Annotated in this window: 16 protein-coding genes; 9 read left to right on the forward strand and 7 right to left on the reverse strand. The window is 38.1% G+C overall.

What is annotated here, in order from left to right; genetic code table 11:
- Positions 1–59 precede the first annotated feature (59 nt).
- The 3 genes from Q7J54_01680 to Q7J54_01690 are packed head-to-tail and all read left to right on the forward strand — an operon-like array spanning position 60 to position 16,003.
- Positions 60–338, forward strand: a complete 279-nt coding sequence (locus Q7J54_01680; protein MDO8740265.1) for a hypothetical protein — start codon at positions 60–62, stop codon at positions 336–338.
- The gene (locus tag Q7J54_01685) at positions 331–15,783 is read left to right on the forward strand and encodes a LamG-like jellyroll fold domain-containing protein (protein MDO8740266.1); all 15,453 of its coding nucleotides are present in this window, start codon (positions 331–333) and stop codon (positions 15,781–15,783) included. Before Q7J54_01680 ends, Q7J54_01685 begins: the two co-directional genes overlap by 8 nt.
- Positions 15,773–16,003, forward strand: a complete 231-nt coding sequence (locus Q7J54_01690) for a hypothetical protein (GenBank protein ID MDO8740267.1) — start codon at positions 15,773–15,775, stop codon at positions 16,001–16,003. The genes Q7J54_01685 and Q7J54_01690 overlap by 11 nt, the downstream gene beginning before the upstream one ends.
- On the opposite strand, the gene Q7J54_01695 is transcribed toward Q7J54_01690, so the two are convergent.
- Genes Q7J54_01695 through Q7J54_01710 form a run of 4 tightly spaced genes read right to left on the reverse strand, consistent with a single transcriptional unit; the run spans position 15,989 to position 17,728 of the window.
- A complete protein-coding gene (locus tag Q7J54_01695; protein ID MDO8740268.1) occupies positions 15,989–16,246 on the reverse strand; it encodes a hypothetical protein in 258 nt (85 codons plus the stop codon). The two genes, Q7J54_01690 and Q7J54_01695, sit on opposite strands and share 15 nt — an antisense overlap.
- A complete protein-coding gene (locus Q7J54_01700) occupies positions 16,243–16,548 on the reverse strand; it encodes a hypothetical protein (protein ID MDO8740269.1) in 306 nt (101 codons plus the stop codon). Before Q7J54_01700 ends, Q7J54_01695 begins: the two co-directional genes overlap by 4 nt.
- Position 16,549: 1 nt before the next feature.
- A complete protein-coding gene (locus tag Q7J54_01705) occupies positions 16,550–16,849 on the reverse strand; it encodes a hypothetical protein (GenBank protein MDO8740270.1) in 300 nt (99 codons plus the stop codon).
- 48 nt (positions 16,850–16,897) lie between these two features.
- On the reverse strand, positions 16,898–17,728 hold the full coding sequence (locus Q7J54_01710) for a class I SAM-dependent methyltransferase family protein (protein ID MDO8740271.1): 831 nt from the start codon (positions 17,726–17,728) through the stop codon (positions 16,898–16,900).
- A 112-nt stretch (positions 17,729–17,840) separates the two neighbouring features.
- Between Q7J54_01710 and Q7J54_01715 the strand changes: the two genes are divergently transcribed.
- From Q7J54_01715 to Q7J54_01725, 3 genes are read left to right on the forward strand one after another with little or no spacing between them, the layout of a single operon-like run.
- Positions 17,841–20,135 (forward strand): LamG-like jellyroll fold domain-containing protein, encoded by a 2,295-nt coding sequence (locus Q7J54_01715; GenBank protein MDO8740272.1) that lies wholly within the window; start codon positions 17,841–17,843, stop codon positions 20,133–20,135.
- Positions 20,136–20,190: 55 nt separating this feature from the next.
- The gene (locus tag Q7J54_01720; GenBank protein MDO8740273.1) at positions 20,191–20,724 is read left to right on the forward strand and encodes a hypothetical protein; all 534 of its coding nucleotides are present in this window, start codon (positions 20,191–20,193) and stop codon (positions 20,722–20,724) included.
- On the forward strand, positions 20,721–21,311 hold the full coding sequence (locus Q7J54_01725) for a hypothetical protein (protein ID MDO8740274.1): 591 nt from the start codon (positions 20,721–20,723) through the stop codon (positions 21,309–21,311). Before Q7J54_01720 ends, Q7J54_01725 begins: the two co-directional genes overlap by 4 nt.
- A 72-nt stretch (positions 21,312–21,383) precedes the next feature.
- Here the strand turns inward: Q7J54_01725 and fen are convergent, their stop codons facing one another.
- Both fen and Q7J54_01735 read right to left on the reverse strand, forming a co-directional pair.
- Positions 21,384–22,421, reverse strand: coding sequence for a flap endonuclease-1 (fen, locus tag Q7J54_01730; protein ID MDO8740275.1), 1,038 nt, complete (start codon positions 22,419–22,421; stop codon positions 21,384–21,386).
- A 118-nt stretch (positions 22,422–22,539) separates the two neighbouring features.
- Positions 22,540–23,502: a hypothetical protein gene (locus Q7J54_01735; protein ID MDO8740276.1), complete on the reverse strand. Its 963-nt coding sequence runs from the start codon at positions 23,500–23,502 to the stop codon at positions 22,540–22,542.
- 127 nt (positions 23,503–23,629) lie between these two features.
- On the opposite strand from Q7J54_01735, the gene Q7J54_01740 reads away from it, so the two are divergent.
- Positions 23,630–24,133: a hypothetical protein gene (locus Q7J54_01740; protein MDO8740277.1), complete on the forward strand. Its 504-nt coding sequence runs from the start codon at positions 23,630–23,632 to the stop codon at positions 24,131–24,133.
- A 42-nt stretch (positions 24,134–24,175) separates the two neighbouring features.
- On the opposite strand, the gene endA is transcribed toward Q7J54_01740, so the two are convergent.
- Positions 24,176–24,760 (reverse strand): tRNA-intron lyase, encoded by a 585-nt coding sequence (gene endA / locus Q7J54_01745; protein ID MDO8740278.1) that lies wholly within the window; start codon positions 24,758–24,760, stop codon positions 24,176–24,178.
- A 90-nt stretch (positions 24,761–24,850) separates the two neighbouring features.
- Between endA and rnz the strand changes: the two genes are divergently transcribed.
- Together rnz and Q7J54_01755 are read left to right on the forward strand one after the other, a co-directional pair.
- A complete protein-coding gene (gene rnz, locus Q7J54_01750) occupies positions 24,851–25,741 on the forward strand; it encodes a ribonuclease Z (GenBank protein MDO8740279.1) in 891 nt (296 codons plus the stop codon).
- A gap of 78 nt (positions 25,742–25,819) precedes the next feature.
- A complete protein-coding gene (locus Q7J54_01755) occupies positions 25,820–26,575 on the forward strand; it encodes a hypothetical protein (protein MDO8740280.1) in 756 nt (251 codons plus the stop codon).
- The last annotated feature ends 23 nt before the right edge of the window (positions 26,576–26,598 follow it).

Consider the following 26,598-nt stretch of genomic DNA (forward strand, 5'->3'; position numbering starts at 1 on the left):
TATAAGGAAAAATCATGATTTTTGGTTAATAGAAGGACAGAAATTAAGGTATTATGCCTTTGAAAAAAGAGAAAGGCTTTATTGAACAAAAAAGAGTTCATTTAAAGCCGAAAGAGCTGAAAGATAGACCTATTTCTTTTAGTCCATACTCTGAATTGAAGATCCCCTCTTCAATCTTCCTTGACCGCGATGTCAGCATTCTTGAAGCTGTTGTTGAATATCTGAAAGATAAAGTCGGCATGACATATCACGAAATTGCAGTTCTTCTTGAAAGGGATGACCGCACAATCTGGACTTCTTACAGCCGCGTAAAGAAAAAAAGAGTGAAGAATGTTTGAATTAAAAAAGAAAAAAGAGGGTGAACTTGAAGATTTGGTTAGCAAGGAGCACCACAAAATAGAGTATGAATCAAATTATGAGAAGAGAAAAAAAGAATACGAGCCAGGAGTTATTGTTGCCCTGCTTTTTGTTATTGCCACTATCTTCTTATTTAGAGCAGCATATACAGGATTGTTTATTTACGGCGAAACAGGTTATTCTCAAGAATTAAATCTGACATTTAACGAAACAACAACATACAATCTGATGCTGAATGCAAGCCCGCTTTCTTTGAAGCTCTCTGGAGCTGTTATTGGAAATGGTTACGCTAGGGTTTATTTATTGAATAATGGAATTAAGAAATTGATTATGGATAGCTCTCAGTTAGAAACATCTTATAATTTAATAACAGCATATGCTGTTGCTGAAGAATTTTTTAATCTAAGCTCAAATGAAACAAATGTTTTAGAAAATATAACGAACTTAACCGAAACAACAAATCAAACAGAAACAATTGAAAACATCACAATAAACCATGCGCCTGAATGGATTTCTGGTGTTGATTCATTTATTGTAACTGGAAATTTAACAATAAATCTATCACGATACTTTATTGATGCTGATAACGACACCATTTCTTACATTGTTTCAGAGCCAGAAAACATACTTATTCTGAAAGAATTCGAAATGATAACAATCGTTCCTGAGCCAAATATTGCCGGGAACAGGATAATGAAGATATTTGCTTCTGATTTAAAGAATACAACTGAAAAAGAAGTTACACTGGTTATTAACACAACAAGAGAGATTGCTGAAATCCCCTCCGCAAATGTAACTGTTCCTGTAAAGGTTTTTGACAGTATTTGCACCGATACTTGTTTCTTAACAGATGTCGGCAGAAATATAACTTTATTGATAGAAATAACCAACGCAACATTGAATTTAACGAAGCTCGATTATACAGCAAAGCCCGAGAACATAAGCACAAACAATCCGCCGCAATGCAGCTTAATTCCCAACCTGAATATTTCAAAGAACCAGCTTCTTACAATATGGCTGGACAAATACTGCTCAGATGCTGACAATGACACTCTAAGCTACGATGTTGCTTTGTCATCAAAAGAAGTTGACACAATGATCACAAAAGATATGGTTACGTTTATCCCTAGAAAGAATTTTGTCGGAACAACATTTATATCATTCGCCGTGAATGATTCCAAGAACGTAACTTTCACAAACATTATTGTCATTAATGCAACGGGCAATATAACTGAGAAAAAGAAAAATGCCACAATCAATTTAAAAAACAAGAAAAAAGAGAAAGCAGGCAGTTACAGCTTAATAAACAACAGCGACGAAACATTTGACCTGGAGATCAGCAGCCTGCCTGAATTCGGGGCTTTGGAAAAGAAGAAGGAATCCAGAATAAACATTAAGAAAATAAAAGAATTGAAAGACGCCGATGTTTTAATTGATACGATAGAGGACAGGGGAATAGGAACTGATGTATTTGCGATCAATGAAACCCTTGATTTTGAAAGCGCAGAAATAACTTTAGCCAAAAATTCGGATGTGAATGCGGTGTTTTACTGCGCGGATTTTGATTTTGAAACCTTGTCTTGCTCAAATTGGCAGAAGACAGATATTCCGTTTGTTGACAATGGAAATTCAATAACCTTCACAGTTTACAGCTTTACTGCCTATGCAGGCGGCTACTATCAGAATATAACTGGCAGCAAGACATGGACAACAGAATCAGACTTTAATTCAGGAACAAGGTATAATACAACAACCAATGCTACAAATCTTCTGAAGCTGGAGTCTGACAACAGCACAATAAATGTTTCGATGCCAACTAGCAGGGAGCTTGGTGTAAGCAGTAATACTGTTTTGCTGATGCACTTTAACAATGATTCTGCTGTTGGTGAGCGTTATAACAACTCAAATGGTTCAATTGTCTATGATTATTCAGGACTAGGAAATAATGGAACAATGTACGGAGGAATAAGCGGCCCTAATTTCACAACATCTGGGAAATTTGGCGGTGCATTGAGTTTTGATGGTGTGGATGATTATATTGCAACAAACAGTTTTGCCCTTTCAAGCAGCGACAACACAACAACAATATCTCTATGGCTATACATTTCGTCTTCTTCTGTAATTTATCCTACCTTGATTGGAGATGCTGCGCAATCAGGAATAACTGGTTTTATCTGGTCTTATTACACAGGAAGTAATAGCATTACTTGGCAGTATGCAAATGGAACTGCTTATAAGGAATCTACTTCAGGTAGTAACCTGACTACTTATAATCAATGGAACTTCATTACAATAGTTGCAGATTATAATAACAGAAATATAAAATTTTATAGAAATGGACTATTATTCACGAACAACACCATAAATGAAACCATGCTATACCCAACAGCAAACAGGGTAAAGTATATCGGTTCATATTCATCTACTCCGACCGATTATTATGCTTATAACGGCACAATAGATGAATTGGCAATCTACAATCGCTCATTAAATGCATCAGAGATCTTGGAGAACTATAAAAAAGGGCTCTTCCATTATCCGTCAGGAACATGGAATGCAACTTATGACGGCGGAACAAACGCAACTTGGAGCAAAATAAGCTGGACAGAAGATCTTGATTATGGTGAGGAGCTTCCGGGCAACCAGGCAATTTCTGGCGGAGCGAATATGAGAGGGAATGTGCTTCTGATGCACTTTAACAACGATAGTGCTGTTGGCGAAAGCTACAAAGCAATCGACAACAACGGCACGCTTGTTTATGATTACAACAATGCACTAAATAACGGCACTGCGATGGGTAACATAACCTGGAATGCAACTGGCGGCAAGTTTGGCGGCGCTTTTGTTTTTGACGGAAGGGACGATTACATAAATATTTCTAATTCATCATCTCTGAAAAAACTTGATGCTTATAATAGCTCATTTTCCGTTGAATTCTGGATGAAATCAAGCAATCCTGGGTCGAATCAAAGAATAATTAGTAAATGGAATGGCACTACCGCAGACCCCTATCCCATAATGATAGGTAATAATGCTTCCACTATATGGGCATGCATATATGATAAAACAAACAATCCGTGTGTATATTCTAATAACATATGGGATGGAGGCTGGCATTATGTGTCCTTTGTTATTGACAATGCCACAGATCAGATTTATGTTTATACTGATGGGAATTTAATAAGCAATGTTACAAATAATGTTACAGCATTCACTAATAACAGTCTTCCATTGTTTATTGGAAACGGTCCGCCAAATTTCAATGCTAGTTTCAACGGCACAATAGATGAATTGGCAATCTATAACAGAAGCCTTTCAGCAGCAGAAATATTGGATCATTACAAGAGAGGAGTTTTGGATTTAAAAGCAAGAACAAGGACATCTGGCGATAAGGTTACATGGTCTTCCTGGTCAGCTTGGAATGGAACAAATCATTCAATAGTCTCCCCAAATGGAAGATATATTGAAGTGCAGGTTAATTTATCAACACAAGATGCGAATTACACCCCGCTTTTGTATGATCTTACTGTAAACATCTCTTCAATGCCAACTAATTCCAGCCTAACTATTTGGGATTTTGGAGATTCAGAAGGCGGATCGTTAACAATCAATACAAATCAAAAAATGAGATTCTTTGCGAATTATACTAATACTGATGCTGGTGGCTCGATAAACGGTTCAACTGTAAACTGCTCCTACAGCGACAATTCAACAGGCTCATGGTCAACTCAAGCAAATATGAGTTTTAATACAACAAGCCTGCTTTACGAATACAATAAAACATTCCCCTCAGCAGGCACCTTTGCATTTAATGTAACTTGTTATGGCTCTGTATCGGGCCATGCAGATTTAAGTGCTGTTGACAGCTTTACAATAAAAAATCCGCCAACTTTCCAAGGCAATCTGGATTTAAACAATGACGGTTACTTAGATATTGTGTTTTCAAATCAATATAATGGCTCTTCTTACAACATCAACTCAACAATCTATTACGGAAGCGCCAATGGATTTAATGTTAGCAATAAGACAGACCTGCCGACAAGTGGTGCATTTGGTAATAGCATAGCAGACTTGAACAATGATGGCTATCTTGATATTATATTTTCAAATTCATATAACGGCACAACACAGAACATCAACAGCACAATCTATTACGGAAGCGCATCAGGGTTTAATGTTAGCAATAAGACGGACCTGCCGACAAGCAGAGCGTGGGGGGTGAGTGTAGCTGATTTGAACAATGATGGCTATCTTGATATTATATTTTCAAATTCATATAACGGCACAATTTATAACATCAACAGCACAATCTATTACGGAAGCGCCAATGGATTTGATGTTAGCAATAAGACAGACCTGCCGACAAGCAGAGCAGCAGGGGCGAGTGTAGCTGATTTGAACAATGATGGCTATCTTGATATTATATTTTCAAATAGTTATAATGATTCGACTTACAACATCAACTCAACAATCTATTACGGAAGCGCCAATGGATTTAATGTTAGCAATAAGACAGACCTGCCGACAAGCAGAGCAGCAGGGGTGAGTGTAGCTGATTTAAATAATGACGGCTATTTGGATATTGTGTTTTCAAATCAATATAATGGCTCTTCTTACAACATCAACTCAACAATCTATTACGGAAGCGCCAATGGATTTAATGTTAGCAATAAGACAGACCTGCCGACAAGTGGTGGGTGGGGAAACAGCATAGCAATTGGAAAAGCAAGAGGCGCAAACACAGCATTTGGAACAACCCTCGGAGCAACACTTGTTCTTGATTTCAGGCTGAACAAAAACACAAACCTAACAGACTTTATTGATTTGGATGTTTTCTTCAATGATAAAGATGGTGATTCGTTAAATATAACAGCCGTTGGCAATAACAGCAATGTACAAGTTATTATTAACTCTACAACACATAAATTGAGCTTAATACCCGCTGTAAACTGGTATGGAACTGTTGCTAATGTTAGTTTTGTGGCTAGCGACGGTGTAAGCAATGTTTCTTCAAACAATTTCAGCATTATTGTGCTTGGTGCAGGCGATGTAACTGCTCCATCCATCAACTTCACACAGCCGCCAACACCGCCTAATGGAACAACCACAACTAATACTTCAGTCCAGATAAACATCAGCGTATGGAATGCCTCTGACTTGTCAGACTTCACATGGAACTGGAACGGAAGCAATTATACTTTTTACAATGATTCATTAGTTTTAATGTTTAATTTTGACAATGTTTCTGCGATTGGAGAGAATGCTACTTATGCTGTTGATGTTTCTAAATATGGGAATAATGGAACAATCAATGGCTCTATTTGGAACTGCACAGGAGCAAGATATGGGTGTGCTTTGCAATTCAATGGTGTAAATAACTCTGTCAGGGTTTCAAACCCAACAACTTTGGATCTCGATAATTTTACATTAGAAGCATGGATAAAACCATTTACTTATAATAACGCTTACAATGATATCATATACAGGCAAAATGCTACTGGTGGGCCTTATTATGTATTGATGGTATTAAATTCTGGTGCAGTTTCATGCAGATATAGAAACATAACGGGCAATCTAACAAACTTAGTTTCTACGACGATCTTAAGCCTAAATACGTGGTATCATGTTGCTTGTACTAGAAATAGTTCTAATACATCATTGTACATAAATAGCATCTTAGAAGCTCAGAATTCATCAGTCCAAGGGGCGTTAACTAATAATAACGCCAATCTATCTATAGGAGCATCACCTATTGGAAGTGGAGAGGAGTTTAATGGCACCATCGATGAAGTCCGCATCTGGAACAGAAGCTTATCAGCAGCAGAAATCCAGCAGCATTATTATTCTAACTTAAATAAATACGACACAGACAAATGGGCTTTCTATACAAATCAAAACAATCTGACAACTGGAACTTACACTTATCAAGGATTTGCTAAAGACACGTCAGGAAACCAAAATTCTACTGAGGTTAGAATTTTGACTGTGAATCCTGCCCCCGGATTAAGCTCTGACTCCGGTCCAGACGAATGGCGGATGTTTCATCGCTTTTTAAACCATACGGCGTATATAAATTCAAGTTTTACAACTGGGGCAAATGCGAATTTTGCAGCTTTTACAACTAATGGCGGCTTTAGCCAGTCATCTCCAGCAGTTGCCAATGGCTATGTTTATGTTGGGAGCATTGATGACAATATTTACCAGCTTAATGCCTCTGATGTAAGCCAGAAAATAGCAAATTATTCAACCGGCATAGATGTTTATTCCTCTCCGGCAGTTGCCAATGGCTATGTTTATGTTGGCAGTTGGTGGCCCTCTGCTCCTGATGTATTACAACTTAATGCTTCAAATATCAGCCAATTAATAGCAAGCTACGGTACTGGTGATCGCATTACCTATTCTTCTCCAGCAGTCGCTAATGGTTATGTGTATATTGGAAGCAGGAGTAATAGTGTATATCAGTTTAATGCCTCAAATGTCAGCCAGTTAATAGCAAGCTACACAACTGGCGGTGATGTTGATTCTTCGCCTGCAGTTGCTAACGGCTATGTTTATATCGGAAGTTATGATGGTAATGTATATCAGCTTAATGCGTCTAATATAAGCCAGAAGATAGCTAATTTCAGTGTTAACGCCACTACATCTTCCCCTGCTGTTGCTAACGGCTATGTTTATGTTGGCAGCAGTACTGATAATAAAACCTATCAGTTGAATGCATCTAATATTAGCATTTTTGTAGCAAGTTATACGACTAATGGTCCTGTTGCTTCTTCTCCTGCAGTTGCCAATGGCTACGTGTATATTGGAAGTTACGATGATAAGTTATACCAGCTTAATGCTTCAAATATCAGCCTGTTGATAGCAACTTATACAACCGGTGATGATATCAGAGTTTCAGCTGCAGTTACGGATAATTATGTGTTTATTGGAAGCTATGACAATAAAATATACCAGCTTAATGCGTCAAATGTCAGCCAGCTAATTGCAAGCTATGCCACTGGTGGTGATATTGATTCATCGCCTGTTATTGCAAACGGCTACCTTTATGTTGGCAGCGCTGATGGAAAACTATACCAATTTAGCAGCCTGGATTCAATCATACCCTCTATTGCTTTTGTCTCTCCAACCCCAGCCAACGCAACTACAACAACAAATACTTCAGTCCAGATAAATATCAGCATAACAAACGCCCCTGACTTAAATGAATTCAAGTGGAGTTGGAATAGTACTTATTATACATTTTACAATGATTCTTTAGTTTTGATGTTCAACTTCGACAATGTTTCTGCTATTGGTGAGAATGCAAGTTATGCTGTTGATGTTTCTAAATATGGGAATAATGGAACTTTCCAGGGAGCAGGAGAACCAGCTTGGAATTGCACCGATGCAAAATATGGCTGTGCCTTGCAGTTTGATGGAAGCAATGATAAGATTATTGACACAACTACAAATGGCTTAAATGTTATTAATATGACCGTAGCTGCATGGATAAAACCTGATGTAGTTGGCACAAATGATATGGTAGTTGATGTTGATAATGCTGCGGGTAATGATGGCTGGGGCCTACGCTTAACAGTATTTGGTATTTATGATGGAACTAATTCTCATGGGGTAGGTGTTCCTGCAGGCAATATTACTGCTAATAAATGGAACTATTTTGTTGGAACTTATGATGGCTCAACTATAAGGGTTTATGTAGATGGGATAGAAATAAATTCAACAAACGATTCATTTACTCCTGGTTATACTGGTGCTACACCTCAACTAACAATTGGTGCTATGTATGATACTGCCACTCCAGGCAATTATTATGCTGAGCGTTATTTTGATGGAATAATAGACGAAGTCCGCATCTGGAACAGAAGTTTGAGCACAGCAGAAATTCAGCAGCATTATTATTCAAATCTTTACAAGTATGACAATAGTAGCTGGGCTTTCTATACTAACCAGAGCAATCTGACAACACAAAGTTATACATATTCTGGCTGTGTGAAAGATACAAGTGGAAATCAGAATTGTACAGATACAAGATATTTGAATGTGGATGTAACATACCCCTCCATCAACTTCACACAGCCGCCAACCCCACCCAATGGGACAACCACAACCAACAGAAGCGTGCAAATCAACATCAGCATAACAAACGCCTCTGACTTATCAGAATTTAAATGGAACTGGAATGGAACAAATTACACTTTCTACAATGATTCTTTAGTTTTAATGTTCAACTTCGACAATGTTTCTGCGATTGGCGAAAATGCAACTTATGCTGTTGATGTTAGTAAGTATGGCAATAATGGAACACTTACAAATGGAGCAACTTGGAACGCAAGTGGTAGATATGGAAGTGCTTTGAGTTTTGATGGTGTGAATGATTTTGTTAATTTTACTACATTCAATTCAATGTCAACTGGAACAGCTGGTCGAACTATGTGTGCTTGGGTTAATCGTGCTGGTAGTGGAACAAGACAGGGTGGAATATCTTTTGATGGAATTGCTTTTTATGGTAAACAAGTTATAGGACAGGCAATGTTTATAAGTGCTGCTGATACTACTATTCATGTAGGAGGATTTTCTGATGATGTTTCAATAAGCACAACATGGACACTCGGTGCATGGAGACATATTTGTTTAACTTATGATGGAACAAATGCCAGAATATATGATAATGGGGCATTGATAAATACAACAGCCAAAACATGGAGTTTAGTGAATAGTGAAGGGCTTATAGGCTTTTTGCCAACTCAAGGATATTGGAATGGCACAATCGATGAAGTCCGCATCTGGAACAGAAGCATGTCAGCTGTAGAAATCAAGCAGCATTATTATTCAAATCTTTACAAATATGACAACAGCAGCTGGGCATTCTACACTAATCAAACAAACTTAACAAAAGGCAATTATACCTATTCTGGATGCGCAAAAGACACGAGTGGAAATGAAAATTGCACTGAAACAAGAATTCTAACAATAGCAAATGTTGCTCCAACAGCTGCAAACATAACAACAAACAACACACTGCCGATCACAAATGACCTTGTAACATTTAATGCAACATGGGCAGATGATACCGCATTGAGCGGCTATGTCTTTTCATCAAACTTTAATGGAACGTGGGCAAATGAAACCTTCATCTCTTTTGGCGGAATTGTGAATTACAGCAATTATTCAAAACAAGTTCCATCAACTTATGGAGAATATCAATGGAGAATTTATGCCAACAACTCAGATGGGACATGGAATGATACAGGAATACAGTACATTACGGTTGTTTCAAACAGCTCAGAATGGCCTATGTTCCACCACAACATATTGCATACAGGCTACACATCTTCAGCAGGACCAACAACAAACAATACAAGATGGATTTTTATAACGCGGGGTTCAGCACAATCATCGCCAGCTATTGTAAACGAGATTGTTTACATTGGCTCTAACGACAACAGAACTTACGCATTAAATGCCTCAACAGGAGTCCATATCTGGAATTTCTCAACAAAAAATAGCGTAATATCTTCTCCTGCTGTTGCAAATGGAATAGTTTATGTTGGCTCTAATGACAACAGGACTTATGCTTTGAATGCTTCTACAGGAGCTCATATCTGGAACTTTTCAACTAATGACAGCATTGATTCTTCTCCAACAATCACTAATGGCATATTATACATAGGTTCAAGGGATAAAAAAGTTTATGCTTTGAATGCTTCTACCGGAGCGCATGTTTGGAACTTTACAACAGGCAATACCATCATCTATTCTTCGCCAACAATTGCGAAAGGAATTTTATACATTGGCTCAAATGATGGCAAAACTTATGCATTGAACGCTTCCACCGGCGTGCACATCTGGAACTTTTCTCCTTCCAGTACAGGCGTGATCTCAACAACAACGGTTTTTAACAACATAGTTTATACAGCGAGCAATAATTTATACGCATTAAACGCTTCCACCGGAGCGCATATCTGGAATTATTCGGCTGCCAGCGGATCAATTGATTCATCGCCAGCGATTGCTAATGGGATTGTGTATCTTGGCGATTTATCTAACATACTCCATATGGTCAATGCAACCAACGGCGCATCTATAAGAAATGTAACAGTGGCAGACATGATAGATTATTCTTCACCAGCAATCGCCGGCAATGTTGTTTATTTTGGCGACATATCTGGCAAGTTTTACGCAATAAATACGTCTAATGGCGTTCATGTTTGGAACTATACTAGCGGCAACCAGCAAATAATATCCTCACCCGCAATAGCAAACGGTGTTGTTTATGTTGGCGCAGACAATGGAATAGTCTATGCCTTCGGATCAAACAGAGCGCCGACAGCGACAAATATAATATTAAATTCAACAGATCCGCTGAACAGGACAAACGGCACGTTAAGCGGCTTCTGGACATTCTCTGATCAGGATTACAATGACACACAGCAAAACAATGAAACAAAGTGGTATAACAACAGCATTGAAATTGTTGCTTTCAGAAACTTGACAACAATTGGTAGGAATGCAACAAAAGGCCAAAACTGGACATTTTCAGTTAGAGTTTATGATGGAGAAGCTTGGAGTAGCTGGGTGAATTCTTCAGGTATGACAATAGCAAACACAATTTCAACTACAACAAATGTAACAATATATCCAACTACTACTTACAAAAACAGTACTTTGAACTGTTCTGTTGTTTATAACGATACAGACAACGACAAAGGAACAGTTTATTTCAGCTGGTATAAGAATGGTCTAAAACAAAACAGCTATACAACTTCTCTTATAGCAGGCAATGGGACTGCTGGCTATCAAGAGGGAACAGGAAGCAATGCGATGTTTGAGTGGCCTGCTGATTTGGCTATTGACTCAGCTAGAAATATTATCTACCTTACAGACTATAGTAATTTTAGAATTAGAAAAATAGATTTAACAACTAATACAACTTCGCTTGTTGCTGGAAATGGAACTGAAGGTTATGCAGAAGGCACTGTTAGCAATGCTATGTTCTACGATCCAGTGGGTATTGCCTTATATAATGACATCCTTTTTGTTGGGGAATATGGCGGTCATAGAATAAGAAAGATCAACATTACATCAAATACAACATCTCTTATTGCAGGCAATGGAACTGCAGGTTATGCAGAAGGAATAGGAAGCAGTGCAATGTTCAATTCTCCGGGAGGCATCACCATAAACCAAAATGGAACTTATCTGTATGTCGCGGAGTACACCAACAACAGAATAAGGCGTATCGACTTAACCACAAATGCAACATCAACTATTGCAGGCAATGGAACTGCAGGTTATGCTGAAGGCACTGGTGGTAATGCCATGTTCAATGGCCCATATGCCGTTACTTTAAGTTCAAGTGAGAATTATCTTTATGTCACAGATCATGGCAATAATAGGGTAAGGCGTATCGACTTAACTACAAATACTACTTCACTCGTTTCTGGAAATGGAACTGCTGGATATGCGGAAGGAGCCAGTAGTTCGACAATGTTTAGGAACCCAGAGCAAATGTCATTTGATTCAACAGGAAACACCCTTTTTGTTAGTGAAATTGTTGGTCATAGAATAAGAAAGATCAACATTACATCAAATACAACATCTCTTGTAGCAGGCAATGGAACTGCAGATTATGCAGAAGGCACTTTTATTAATGCAATGTTTCGGTCTGTTGAAGATCTTGTTTTAAGCCCAGATGGAACTAAACTTTATGTAGCTGATGGTGGCAACTACCGAATCCGCGCCATCAATCTGCAGAACGTCTACGATGCCACAGTTCCGAATGTAACGAGCGGCTCAACAGTGTGGACAAATGTTTTTGTGTCAAGCTCCGCATTAACTAAAAATGATAACTGGACTTGCAGCGCAATAGCGTATGATGGCTCTGTTTTCAGCAATTGGATAAATTCCAGCAGTGTAATGATCAACAATTCAGCCCCAATCCTTAACTCCTCAATCCTGGCTCAATCCTGGAGCGAAGGCGGATCAGTAACAATCAATCTTTCGCTTTATTTCACAGACATAGACAATGACGATCTGAACTATAGTTCAACAACGCCTTCAGATATCTCAGTATCAATAGACCAAACAACAAACATTGCAGCATTAACCGCGATTGGCAGTTGGTATGGCGAGAATTTCATAACATTCAATGCAACAGACAGCTCATTAAATGCAACAAGCAATAATGTAACATTAACAGTTTCAAATATAATAAGATGCGGCGATGGAAATAAAGAAGGATCTGAAGAATGCGATGACGGCAATGCAGTAAGCGGGGATGGCTGCTCTGCATCATGCGCAACAGAAGGAGGAGGTGGAGGTGGGGGTGGTGGTGGCGGAGGAGAAGTAATCCCGCCAGTGAAGCCGCCTCAACCACCGCCTGAGCAGCCTCCTGAACTTCCGCTTGAAATTCCTCCAGAACAGCCGCCGCAAGTAGAATTCCCTGCAACAATAACAGCGCCGCAGACAATAACGATTGCAGGTATAAGCTCCACAATCAACACAGTGCCCTGCTTCAATTACACTGAAAACAAAACACTGGCATTAAAACAGACAAATATAACAAAAGCAATGAAGATTCCAAAAGGATATTCTGTCTTGATCAATCCGTTCAGCCCTGACTGCGCAAAAGGATCCTTAACTTTAACCTTCAACATTCCAAACAACTACATCGATATTGCAGCATTAAAATGCAGAGGCGATGAATGCTCTCCGGCAATTATAGAGGAAATAACAAAGCTGAAGTGCGGCGGAAAAATAGTAAACGAATTCAGAAGAAATACAACATACCTTGAGCCGCTATTAATGCCAGTAAACATTACAAAGACAGACATATTAATTCAGTATGGAAAAGACACAATCGAAAGCGGAAAATACAAAATCAAATTCTTAAATGAAATCAATCAAAAAGTAATTCTGGAAATGCCTTCTGAAGCAGTAAAAGAGCCTGAAAACGCAAACTTAAAAATCATTGGAACTCCTTTGATTGTAAAATTTGAAAACAAAACAGCAATCAACGCAGTTATCACATTGCCTTATATCTTGGACAAGAGCATAGAAAATGACAGCATTGCTATTTACATCAAAACAAACGAAACATGGGCTTATATTGGCGGCGACATAAATTATGAAGAAAACAAAATAACAGCAACAATAAGCAATTTAGAAGAATTCTTAGATAAAAACAATCAAACAACCATGGCCGTAATGGGAATTATCTGCCTATATTGCGAGAAATCAGAATTAACCAAGGTTTATGACCCAGGATCAAGAGAAGCAGTAATCTTGATTCATGGATTTGAAAGAAGCCCGGAAAGATTCAGTGAGATAATCAATGACATCAGCCTGACAAGGCAGCCATGGCAGACATGGACATTGGGCTATTCTTCTTCGAAAACAATAGCTGAGAATGGAAAGGAGTTTGCAGATTTGCTGGAATTAAATGTAAATGCGTATGACAATATTTACTTTGTTGCCCATTCATTAGGCGGCCTTATAACACAGGAAGCGATTTATTATGGTCATCTGCGCAATTACAGTTTTGTTAATAAGGTAAGAAAGGCAGTCTTAATAGCATCTCCGAACAAAGGCTCGATATCAGAAGGAGTTTATAGAAGTTTATACAATTTCCTGATGAACAGCAAAACAGCAGAATTGTTCAATATAAAGGGGGCTGTTGTTGAAGAGCTGGTCCATGGAAAACTAATCCCGGAAGTTCCTGGCATAGAATATAAAGTAATAGCGGGGACAAAAAGCTACGGATTTATAAAAATAACCCAAAGCAATGACGGCCTTATAACTGTTGAAAGCGCGCAGACAGTCGGCGGCAAGATGATAAACAACAGCTGCGAGAATTACTGGGCAATCAATGTAACACACACAGACATTCTGGACAATATTGAATCTAGGCAGATTATAGAGAGAATAATCGCAGAGGAAGTTGCTGAAGTTATCGGAAGCGGAAAATCACTCTTAGGCAGCAACCAGTACATCGAATTGAGCATTCCTGATTGCAGCTATGAAGATACTTATGTAATAGTCGGCAAGGAAATAAAAGAAGAAACATTGCCAGACATAACAGGCTGCAGCTGCGGAAACGGATATTGCGGCCTGGATGAAACAGCAGCGAATTGCCCGCAGGATTGCGCGAAAATAATTTCCAAGGAAAACATTGAGCTTATTGCATTGATCGCATTGGCTGTTGTATTGCTGATGTCCTTAATGGCGGCATTAACCGCGCTTTACAAGAAGATAAGAAGGCATAAGATAGGGAAGCCATTAAAGTACACTTTACTGACTTTAATAACTGCAGGCGCAGCAATATATCTTGCAAAGAGCTACTTTGTTGATAACAAGTACCAGTTTTTAGGCAATGCAGCTGCCATGATCCTGGCCTTAGGAGTTTTCTTCATTCTGTTCTTCTTCTCATCAAAAATATTCAATCTGATTTTGAGATATGCAAGGATAAGGCAGATCAAAATCCCGATCAAAGCAAAACCGAAATTGCAGCATAAATTATTGCCAGATTTCAAAAATCTCATTAAAGTTCTGCACGAAAATCTGGCGATCTGGCTGCGAAACTATGAAAATAAAAGAAAATTATCAATGGCATTGAAGGAAAAGAAGCTTCAAAAATTAAACACCAGAAAAGAATTGGAAGAGAAGAAAAAATCAGAGGAGCAGGAAAGACTAAGGATCTTAAAAGAGCAGGAACGAATAAGGCAACTGGCAGAAAAAGAGAGACTTAAGAAATTAGAGGAAGAGCGAAAGAGAAGAGAGCTTGAAGAAAAAGAAAGATTAAGAACATTAAAAGAAATAGAACAGCAAAGAGTTCTTGAAGATCTGAAAAAATTAAAAACAATAAAAACCAAGGTGTCCGATGCAAATATTCTGATTAAGGAAAACGTCAATAAGGCAAAACAGCTCTATCTTGAGGTTCTTGAGGATTACAAAAAACTTTCTGTTGATAAAAAGAAAGGCATTTACAATCATATAAACAAACTATATAAAAAATTAAGAGAAACAGCAAGGCTTGAAAAATATGTTAAAAGCGCATTAAAGACAATTCTTGGCAAGGGAATTGCAATTGCCCAGTTAAAAGAATCGCTGGAAAGAAAAGGATGGAATAAAGACGTAATTAATGCAGCGCTAATAACAGCAACTCAAGAAGTCTATAAAGAAGAAATAAGGAACGTAAGAGATAAGATTGAGGCTGCAAAGAAAGAATACTGCAAGCCAATATATCTGAATATCATTGATGTTTATGCTTACTTGAGCTTGGGCAATGTTCTTGATGCAAAGAAACTGTATCTGGAAACTTTGCAGCTTTATGCAAAATCTCCATCTTATGTCAAATTGGAAGTTTACAATGACCTGCAGAAGCTCTATCGCCTGCTGTTCAAAAGAGGACCTGGAAATGCCAAATAAACCAATAAAAACAGAGGAAAGAATAGCCAAAGTAGGCATACCAGTCTCCATATTGAAGGACAGGAAATTAAGCGCTTTAGAAGCAATAAGCGAATATTTGAAAGAAAGCCTTAATATGAATTACCATGAAATTGCTGTTTTGATGAACAGGGATGACAGGACAATCTGGACTGTTTATAACAGGGCAAAGAAAAAAAGAAATGCATTAGCCAATAATTGAGCTCTCACGAGATATGTATTCTGATCTTGATATCTGGTCGTTGATGTATTGTATCTGCAAATCTTTTAATGGATCGCCTGTAGCAGCAGTTTTGCAGATTTCAGTTGGCTGCGCTGGCTGCAGCTCTGTTGATATGCTTTGTATGTAATTCTTGCCAAGGCTCATGACAATTGCTCCAAGGGCTATTGCAAAAGCTATCAATAAAACAGTCGCTATCAATGGTGACAAAGCTCGCTTGTTCATTTTTTAAGCCCTTTGACATATTCTTTCTGCAAAAGAACCATGTAGATGAAAAGAGCAATCATTACCATCTCAAAAATTGGGAAGATAAAAGACGGAAAAGAAATAATTTCAAAAGACCTTAAAACAGTCATAATCTCTTCCACAACGAATATGAGAACAACTATAAACAGCAGTTGCCAGGGCTTTTGAAAAATAAGCTTATTCGGTATTCTAAGTAAATTATAAAACAAAATAAGCAATATTATGACAAATGCCAAATTATAAAGCGGCGCCACCATTGCGATTGATTCGTATATTGCCATTTTAGACCTTTGTTGTGTATTTGCTTACAATTATCTGCTGCGTTAAAGCATAAATCAAAAATCCGAGCATTAAAGATGGAACAACATGAGTTAAGTGCGGAGTTGAATAAATACCAAAAGACCTTAATGCGCCCAAGATTTCTTCAACTGCAAACAGGATCAAAACTATTATCAAAGGCCGCCATGCCCTTAAATGCTTCTTGGCTCCAGAAACCTTGAAAAGCGTGATTGCCGTCAAGCCCGCAACAAGTATCAAGAAGACATTTGCAATCTGCAATACTCCTTCGGCATATCCTATCATCTATTCACCTCTTTTCAATATCGCCTCACTCTATATATTTAAATATTGCTATTTTAAGATTTCAAAATCTACACAAACCCTGAACTCCCTCGGCTTGTACTGCCCGCATTTAACAATATTGATTATCTTGCAGGACCTTTTTAATTTTTTACAAACATTATCGAGCTTTTCAATGCCTTTCTCAAACTCGTTTTCATTCAAAAAATCATAAAAATGGATTATTGTTCCCTTTTTTGCTGCAGACAGCGCAAGCTCAAGAAAATTCTCTGCTCCTTTTGGCAGCGGCATTAAAATCCTGTCAAATTTTTTATTCAGATTTGGAACAATCTTTTTAGCATCGCCTTTGAAGAGCTTTATGTTTTTTACCTTATTCAATAAAATATTCTCCTGCTGGTATTCGCAGGCAATCGGGTTTATCTCTATTGAATAAATTTCTTTTGGCTTTGAATTTTTCGATATAACAATCGGGTATGGCCCAACACCCGAAAACATTGCCAGAATAATTTCATTTTCCTTAATTTGCTTTGCTATTCTCAGCCTTTCATTGCTTAATCTTGGAGAGAAATAGCATTTTTCAGCATCAAGCCTGAACATGCAACCACTTTCCCTGTGATCAGTTGTTTTTCTTTTTTCTCCTGCGATGATCTTTAAAGTCGGAGTTCTGTACCTCCCAGAGTATTTCTTTGTTTTCTTACAGATAACGTTTATGTTTTTAAATAGCTGTAATAAAGTTTCTCCTATCAGCTTTTCTTTTTTGCTTAGTTCAGAAGGGAGATCAGCGAAAATCAAGATATCGCCGACTACGTCGAATGATGAAGGCAGCAAAGCCAGCTGCTTTTTTGTCAGCTTGTTTTTCAGCAGTTCTTTCAGCGCAGTCATTTTTGTTTTTTACCAAAAGCAAACATCTAAAAAAACAACGCGTTTATATAAAGGTATCTGAGAGGTAGAATTAAAAAGATTTATATACTTATTGTCGGAATAATGGCACATTATGCAAAAAAGAGATATTATATTTGTTATTTTGGCTATGATTGTGCTATTTCTCACTGGCTGTGGAAAAACAGGACAAGCCGCATTTTTTGGGACAGAAACTGACAGCAGCCTGGTTTTGTATCTGCCGTTTGATGAGGGCTCTGGTTTAATTACCAAAGATTTATCAGGCCATGGTAGGAATGGAACATTGGCTGGCGAGGGATGGTTTGAGGGCAAGTATGGGGTGGCAGTTGATTTCAACACAGCACGAAAAGTAGATGTCGGCAGCTTCAGCTTCTTAGCTGAAAACCAGCCGTTTAGCATAGCGGCATGGGTGAATCCTTCATATTATCCTCCTTCTGGCAATGTGTGGCGCATTGCTTCGCGAATGTATGATTATGGCGATAAGCTTGGCGATTGGTCGTTTAATCTGGAAAGCACAGGCCAAATAGCATGGGCAATAAGAGACACGACTAACAGCTATTGGCACTATTTAAGGTCAAATTCTGTAATGTCATCAAACACCTGGTCGTATTTTATTGGCGTGTTTAATGGTACGCACATGATTCTTTATACAAATGGTGCGCTTGATGCAATTGTGGGAGCGAATCACGGAAATGATTTTAGTAACACCAATAATGTGGTGGTGGGGAATATTCATTACGAGCCTTATGAAAGGTATTTTAGGGGCCTAATTGACGAAGTCCGCATCTACAACAAGGCGTTATCAACATCAGAAATCCAACAGTTGTATGGCGCTGCTAATATAACGCCAGAAAAAACCGTTAATGTATCAACAAATGCATCACAAAATGCAACCAATATAACCTGCACAGACTCTGATGGCGGTTTGAATTATTATGTTAAGGGAACTCTGACTATTTCAAACAACTCCGGTTATTTAACAGATTCTTGTCAATTGAAAGATAATTCTTATGTTTCTACTAATCAGTGCAGCGGTTCTAATTGCTATTTAGAGGAAGCTTTTTGCGATTCAACTTCTAAGTCTTACAGGACTTTCCCAGCAGATTATTATAATTGCCCGAATGGTTGCCAAGATGGGGCTTGTTTACTTGGAAATGTTGAATTAATTGGGCAAAAATTGTATTCTCCTGATCTCGTGAATGTTGAGTTTAAGGTAGATATGTATAGTTACCCTCCTGTTGAAACTACACTCCCCACAGCAGGTTATAGGGGTTATTATGACGTGTATACGGAAACTTACGAAGACTACTCAACAAATCCATATAGAACAGAATGGACTAGTTCAGGCAGATTCTATAAAAATGATACATATCCTCAAACTAAAAATATAACTTCCGGTTATTATAATGGTAGTTTATATGGTCCTGCAATAAGACAGGGTAAGCATTACAGATTTGATTTTTATTTCCAAGAAACCCCGTGGGGATCATATAATTATTCAAAGTTTTTTATAAAAACCATAGAATTTGACACAGCAAACATAACGTGCACAGATTCTGATGGCGGAATGAATTATTATGTAAGGGGATTTGTAAATGGAATCTGGAGTGATGGAGATTTTGCAAATAATCAATCAGATGTTTGTGGCGGAACTATACTTAATGAATATTATTGTAATAAAAATATATCAAATTATGTTTTAACCAGCGTTTATACCTGCACAAACGGCTGTTCAGATGGAGCCTGCATTAATGCAACACCAGCAATAAAATGCAAAGACTCTGATGGCGGCAAGGATTATTATGTTACAGGAAATGTTACTCAAAGTGGGCAAACCTATCAAGATGCATGCATCAATCCTACTAGATTAAGGGAGGGTTATTGCCAGAATGACAGTTACACCGTTGCAGTATATGGCTGTCCAAATGGCTGCGGAAATGGCGCTTGCCTAACAGTTAAGAGGACAGTTAATTGCACGACTACATCGATAATTGGCGATGCAAATGGCGACAGAACAATAACACCTGGAGATGCTTTGCTTATAACAAATATTGTGCAGGGAATTGAGGCAGCGCCGTTCAATAAATGCTGCGTTGATGTTGACAACAATGGAGTGATCAGCCAGAATGACAGCGTGATGGCATTCAATTATTATCTTAAGCAGGCGCCATACGGAAATGCAGGTAAAAAATGCTATGAAGTAACGCAAGGGAGATCGTTATTGGCAAAGACGGGCAAAGCCTTTGGATTTGATGAAACAGCCTCTTCAGGAGCATTTGGCTTGATATTGCTTGTCATTATCTTGGTTACGATTTATCTTTTGATTAAGACCGAAAGAAATAAATTGAAAAAGGAAATAAAAGGACAGAGAAAACAAGAACCAAAATAAATTTAAAACACATAGAATAATAAAAAAAGAAAAAATCGAAATCGGAGGCGACAAAATGAAAAAGAGGTTTATTCTTGGATTTTTTGCTTTAGCGGCAGTATTGATTGTTTTGGCAGGATGCACAACAGGGGAAGCCAAAGCCAAAGCTGCAACCTGCAAGAGCGGCCAGCTTGTTGGTGATATAGATGGTGATGGTAGAATTAGTCAGACGGACTCTGAACTCACATTTAATATTTATCTTGGATTGTTAAAAATAAACAACATATGCTGTGCGGATGTAAGTGAAGATGGGCAAGTAACGCCCGGAGACGCCCTGTTAATTTCCAATATTGCACTTGGAAATGGCACAAATACGGCTGAGAAAAGATGCGCCAAGCCAGCATGTAGAGACTCTGACGGAGGCAAGAACTATTATAAAATGGGAATTGTAACTTATATCCCAAGACCAAATGTTTCAGTTTCGATTAATGATGGTTGTACGAATTCGACATTGTGGGAGTTTTATTGCAGCAGCAATTCAATAGCCAATGTAGCATATAAATGCCCATATGGCTGCGCGAATGGAGCTTGTTTGAGGGCGAAAAAATGAAGAAAACAACTTTGCTATTGGGAATGGTTTCTTTAGTGGCTTTGATGTTTGTTTTGGCCGGCTGCGCAACAGGGGAAGCTAAAAAGATTCCGCGAAGCTGCAAGGATAGCGATGGCGGCCTGAATTATTATACTGCGGGCTCTGTCCAGGTGACAGCATCAAAAATAGCCATATATCTGGATAGCTGCAGCAGCACGGACAAGTATGCGCTAAAGGAGTATTATTGCAAAGGCGCTAATGCAGTTTCAGTAAAATATAAATGCCCAAATGGCTGCCTGAACAGCGCTTGTATTCCGGATATAATCCCCCCAATCCAACCGCCAAATCAAACTACAGGCAATCAGACCACGACGTTAACATATACTTGTACAGATTCCGATGGTGGAAAGAATTATGCTGTTAAGGGAACAGCGATTGTATGTGGTGGAACGAAATGTGAGAACCATACTGATTATTGTTATGAAGCAAACACATCCGTTGCCGAAGTGTTTTGTAGTGAAATCAGTTTCGTAGGTGGTAATGGGATGAGTTATTCGACACTAGGTTACAAATGTACAAACAAGTGCAAAGATGGTGCCTGCATTTAAAGCCCAACCAATTTAACTAACCAAACTGGCGGTAATACGACAAGATAAGTTTAATTCTTTCTTCTTTTATTTTCAATTAAAAAACTCTCCTAACCCTTTCTGCTTTTTTTCTTCTTTCTTTTTAATTAAGTTCTTCAAAGAGCTCTCAACCCTTTCTTCAGAGAAATTGTGCTTCTCGATCAGAATCTCCCTTATCTTTTCTTCATCAACAGCATTCCATTTCAAGTTATAGTCATCTGTTACAGGCATGTTTTTGAACAGATCGAATACAGTCTTCCAATCAACCTCAAAGAAATCACCCCATTTTGAATTTTTGAACATTTTGTCAAAATCCTTGCCGTATTCTTTAACCAATTTTAATGCATTCTTTGGGCCAATTCCCTTAATTCCGCCATTGTTATAGTCAGTTCCAACCAACATTGCTAAAGCAATTAACTGCTCCCTGTCAATGCCCAGTTCGTTTAAGGTTTCTGCAAGCGTTATCAATTCCGGCTCTATTGTTACATAACCAAGCTTATTCGTTTTCTTCCTTTTACCGGCAACACTTAAACTCCTCACAAGCCTTGTTGCTCCGAACAATAAGCCGTCTGCATCCTGCGATGCAGAGCAATAAGCATCCCCTTTTGCAGCAATATGCGCTGCCTGGGCTTCTCCTTCTGAAGGCGCATCAACAACAGGCAGGCCAAGCGCTGCGATCAACTCTTTCGCTTCGCCAATCATCTCGCCAGTTAATCTTGATGTTCTCGAAGCATACTTTTTCATCTCTTCAACATCTTCTTTTTCAACTGCGATCTTATACTTCCTTTCGGCCTCAATTTTTGCCTGCTTTCTTTTTTCCCTTTCCTCTTCTTTCAATGCAGGAGCTTTTCCGTCAAAAACATAAGCGAGCTTTAGCCCTTCATCCATTAGGTTAGCTGTCCTTGAAAACAATCCGACAAGATGAGATGTTATATTGCCTGAAGAATCCATTAAAGGCGTTCCGTCTCTCTGCCTTATTGTTGTCAGAAACTGATAGAGCCAGTTGGGAGCATCAACAGCCACAATCTTGTTTTTCAAGTATTCTATCTTGATCTCTTTTTTGACTAATAGCTCTGTTATTGCAACGCCCATTTTATTGTATTATTTTTGTAGTTATACAGCATCGGGGCAACAACAAAAATGGCAGGTGACGGTCAAAGCTCACCATGTTCGCTTCGCCCTGCTCGGCACCGCCATTGTTGCTGCCTTTTCATATTTTCTTGACATTCATTCCTTTAAACTCATTCTGCAGCATTGAAGACGCCTTTTTGTTGAGATCGCCGGTTGTTAATACCAAGACAGGCAGTTTTTTAACCTGGCCTTGAATAAATGCTGTGCTTAAATCAGCCTCGCTAATATTCTTCTTGTCTTTTGCCCTGCAGTAATATTCCAAAGCACCGACAGCAGACGGAACTCTTACAACAAGGTCCAGCTCTGATTTTTTCTTTATGATTTTATATTCTATGATCTCAATCTTCTTTTCAGCGCAGTATTTTTTTATTCTTTCAAAAAATTCATCTTTTATTTCTTTTTCAGGCTCTTTTGGCTTCTCTGCTTCTAATTTTCTCTGCGTCACGTCCTTCTTTTTCATTTCATCCAATTTATTCATCTCAAGATCAATCTTCCTGGCTTTTTCTTCCACGGCCTTTCTTTTTTCATCGAGTGACTTTTCTTCAGCAGCTTTTTCTTCTTTTACAACTTTTATTTCAGGCTTTTTCTCTTCAACAGGATTTAAAATATTTTTTATCAATTCGTCAGCCTCATTCTGCGGAGTCAGATACCATTTCCAGAACACTTTTTGCGCTTCTCCTTCATTAACAGCCACAGGAACTGCAAAATCCTTCATAAGCTTTAATGACACCCTTATAACAGGATCTAATTTTATTTCATCCAGCACTTTTTTATCCTTGAGCATATCATAGGCAATCTTTTCCTTGTCATTAAGATAGTTATAATAATTCTGCAATCTATATTCCTGTCCAGATGCATAATAAAGCGGCGAGCCTCCGACTTTAATGTTAGATATCTTGATAAGCTTCCTTCCAACTAAGTCAGACAGCATTGCAGCAGCAAACAATGTGTTAGAATTGAGCTCCTTAGAAATCACAATCGGCAATAAAGGGCCTTTCATCCTTACGATCTGCAGCACTTTATCCGGCGTATCTGATGGCATAAGTATAGAAAGTTGTTACGAGTTTATATACTTTTTTATGGTTTAAGTCAAGCACAAAGGCATTTATTGCGGTACTCAATAAATTAAAAAAGAAAGTTATTTAAATATGGCTCGCATTTATGAACGAATGGCTGAAAGAATAATTGCAGCAGTATACGGTATTGCTTTGGCTTCAACTCCTTTTTCTGCTAAACAAATTAGTATCGGGGTAAGGTTGCCTGTTGGAAGCATTGGGGCAGTTACACACCCTGAAAATGCACTATTTTTTACAGATAGAAGAATCTTAGTTGCAGCAGTACCATTGCCCGCTGTTGGTTTGAGTGTTGGAGGCCACTCCATATCTGCTGCTTATTCGCTTGCTGCTGTTGGAAAGCTAAAAGAAAAAGGCGAAGAGATGATTAGAGCAATGGGCCCCCAGCAGATATTGGATTCAAATGAAAAGAATTTTGAAATTCCTTATGAGTCTATTATCGAGGCAACCATCAAAAAGCGGCTATTTCTTTATTTTGGTTATGTTGTTAGTTTTAAATTAACGGGCAATAAGTCATATAAATATGTTTTATATAGGAAAGAACAATTTGAACTTTTAAACCAGATTTTAGCTAAATTAATCCCAAATAAACTCAAATAGAAAAAAAGTTTGATAAAATCGCAGATAATTTGATTTTTATGATTATGGCCTTACCCATCTTATTTCCCAATAGCTCACATCTGCCTCATCATCCACGACACCGATCAACAATCTTTTCTTTGTGGAATGCGCAACCCTGTTCTTGGCAGCGAAATCATACCATGTCAAACTTTCGCCTTCATGCACAGGATAAACAATCCATTTTGCATGATCCTCCCCTGGCTTTACACCGCGGTCATAAATGCGAAAATCAGCACCGAATTTCAGTGCAGTCTTTATTATGTAGCCTCTGTCCCTTATATCCTTGAAAACGCAGTATCTTATCCAGAAATTCGGCTCAACTTTTTTTGCTTTTTTAAGATAATTATCAAAACTGATTTCCCTGTTCCTGTCATCAGTAATCTTCACCCTTCCTTTTTCCATCAGATAAAGCCCTTCAAGCAAAGAAAGCTGCACTTTATTGTTCGTGAGAACAACGCCATATCTGCTTTGATTGTACAGTTCGCGGGCAGCATCGCTGTCTTCTGTTATGATCCTCTCTCTTGAAAAAATAGCTGTGACTGTTTCTTTTGGCTTTTTCTCAATTTGCCGTTCCTTATTCTGCTCTTCTTTAATTTCCTCAGCCATATCTTTGTTTATTGTCAGTTCCTTTAAAAACATTTCTTTTTTATCTTAAATATAGAAACCATTAAATATGAAAATGAGATTTTAAGCTGTATGGAAATCGTATTTTTAGGAACATCATGCATGGTGCCGACCAAGGAAAGGAATCACAGCGCGCTTCTGCTTACTTACAAGAATGAAGGCATCTTGGTTGACTGCGGAGAAGGAACGCAGAGGCAGCTGAGAATAGCAGACATCAGGCCGACAAGAATCACAAAGATACTGATAAGCCACTGGCATGGAGATCATGTTCTTGGCCTTCCTGGCTTATTGCAGACATTGAGCGCAAGCAGGTATTCCGGAATACTGGAGATTTACGGGCCAGCAGGAACAAAAAAACGCTTCAAGGCAATGTTTCAGGCCTTTGTCTTCGACTGCAACATAGAATTAAAAATAACCGAAATAAAGAAAAGAAAATTATTTGAAAATGAGGATTTTTATCTTGAAGCTCTTGAATTAGAGCACAAAATAAAATCATTTGGGTTTAATTTCATTGAAAAAGACAGGAGAAAAGTTGACATTGATGCAATAAAGAAGCTCGGCATTCCGCAGGGCCCTTTGGTTGGAAAGCTGCAGCAGGGAGAAAGCATTGTTTTCAAAAACAAAAAAATAACATCAAAAGAAGCAACGTACATTGAAAAAGGAAAGAAAATAACAATCATAAATGACACTGTCATGTGCAAATCATGCTATGACCTGGCAAAAGATGCTGATTTGCTGATCTGCGAAGCTGCATATACATCTAAATTGGAAGAAAAAGCGCTGGAATACAAGCATCTTACAGCAAAGCAGGCAGCATTATTGGCGGGCAAGTCAAATGTCAAGAAACTGATAATAACGCATTTCAGCCAGAGATACAAAACAACAGAAGAGCTGTTTGAAGATGCGAAAGAAGCTTTTGATAATGTTTTATGCGCGTATGATTTTATGAAAGTAGAAATTTAATGTAAGACGAACAAATAATATGGGGCATTACAAAAAGACGATCTGATCAACACATATAAATTACTTGGAGAGAATAAAATGAGCGGCTTACGTTTTGAATTGACCTTTATAGTTAAACAAAAAAATAAATTTACTATTCTTGGCCACATTGTAAATTGCTTCAGAAGGTCAGGATATTCTGATGATGAATTCTGGAATGGAATTGCAGCAAAAACTAAATCAAAGCATTCCCTCAATTCACTTAATCCATCATATTTTGATTGGAGAGACCCAAAATATTACGTTGCCAAAGGAGTACATTTAGAAAAATCTTATTTTATTGATGATAAATCAAAATATGGTCTTTGCAAAGTCGGAAAATTCATAAGGTTTTATATTTCGGGTGGTGAAATTGTTTGCCAATCAGAGTCTATCTTTGATAAAGAAGATGTAGGAAAAGTGTTATCTTGTGCAATCAACGATAAAAACATCATAATGGCATACGATGGCACATCTGATCGTGATTATATTGCTGCAATCGGGCCAGAGTTTGAATACCATTTAAACCCATATTATTTCTGTTTTGACATTCCCTCGCCAAATATGTTCCTGAATATCTTAGGCGAAAAAATTCCTGAAATAAGGAAAGTTCTACCAAAAGCCGAGCTAATAAAACTGATAAAGAGATGGTCTGATAAAACAATAATCTCAAAAGCCGGCGGAGTTGCGGTCGTTAGAGAAAAATCAGGATATGCGTATCCGCGTTATTTTATCCGCAAGAGATTGAGAGAACTGGGAATTGATCTTGGAGAAGGCGAAGCAGAAAAAAATGCGAAAGAGCTTGGGTTGGAATGAAGTTGCGTAAATTAAGTTTTCTT

The sequence above is a fragment of the Candidatus Woesearchaeota archaeon genome (assembly GCA_030651135.1).
Lineage (GTDB): Archaea > Nanobdellota > Nanobdellia > Woesearchaeales > JACPBO01 > JACPBO01.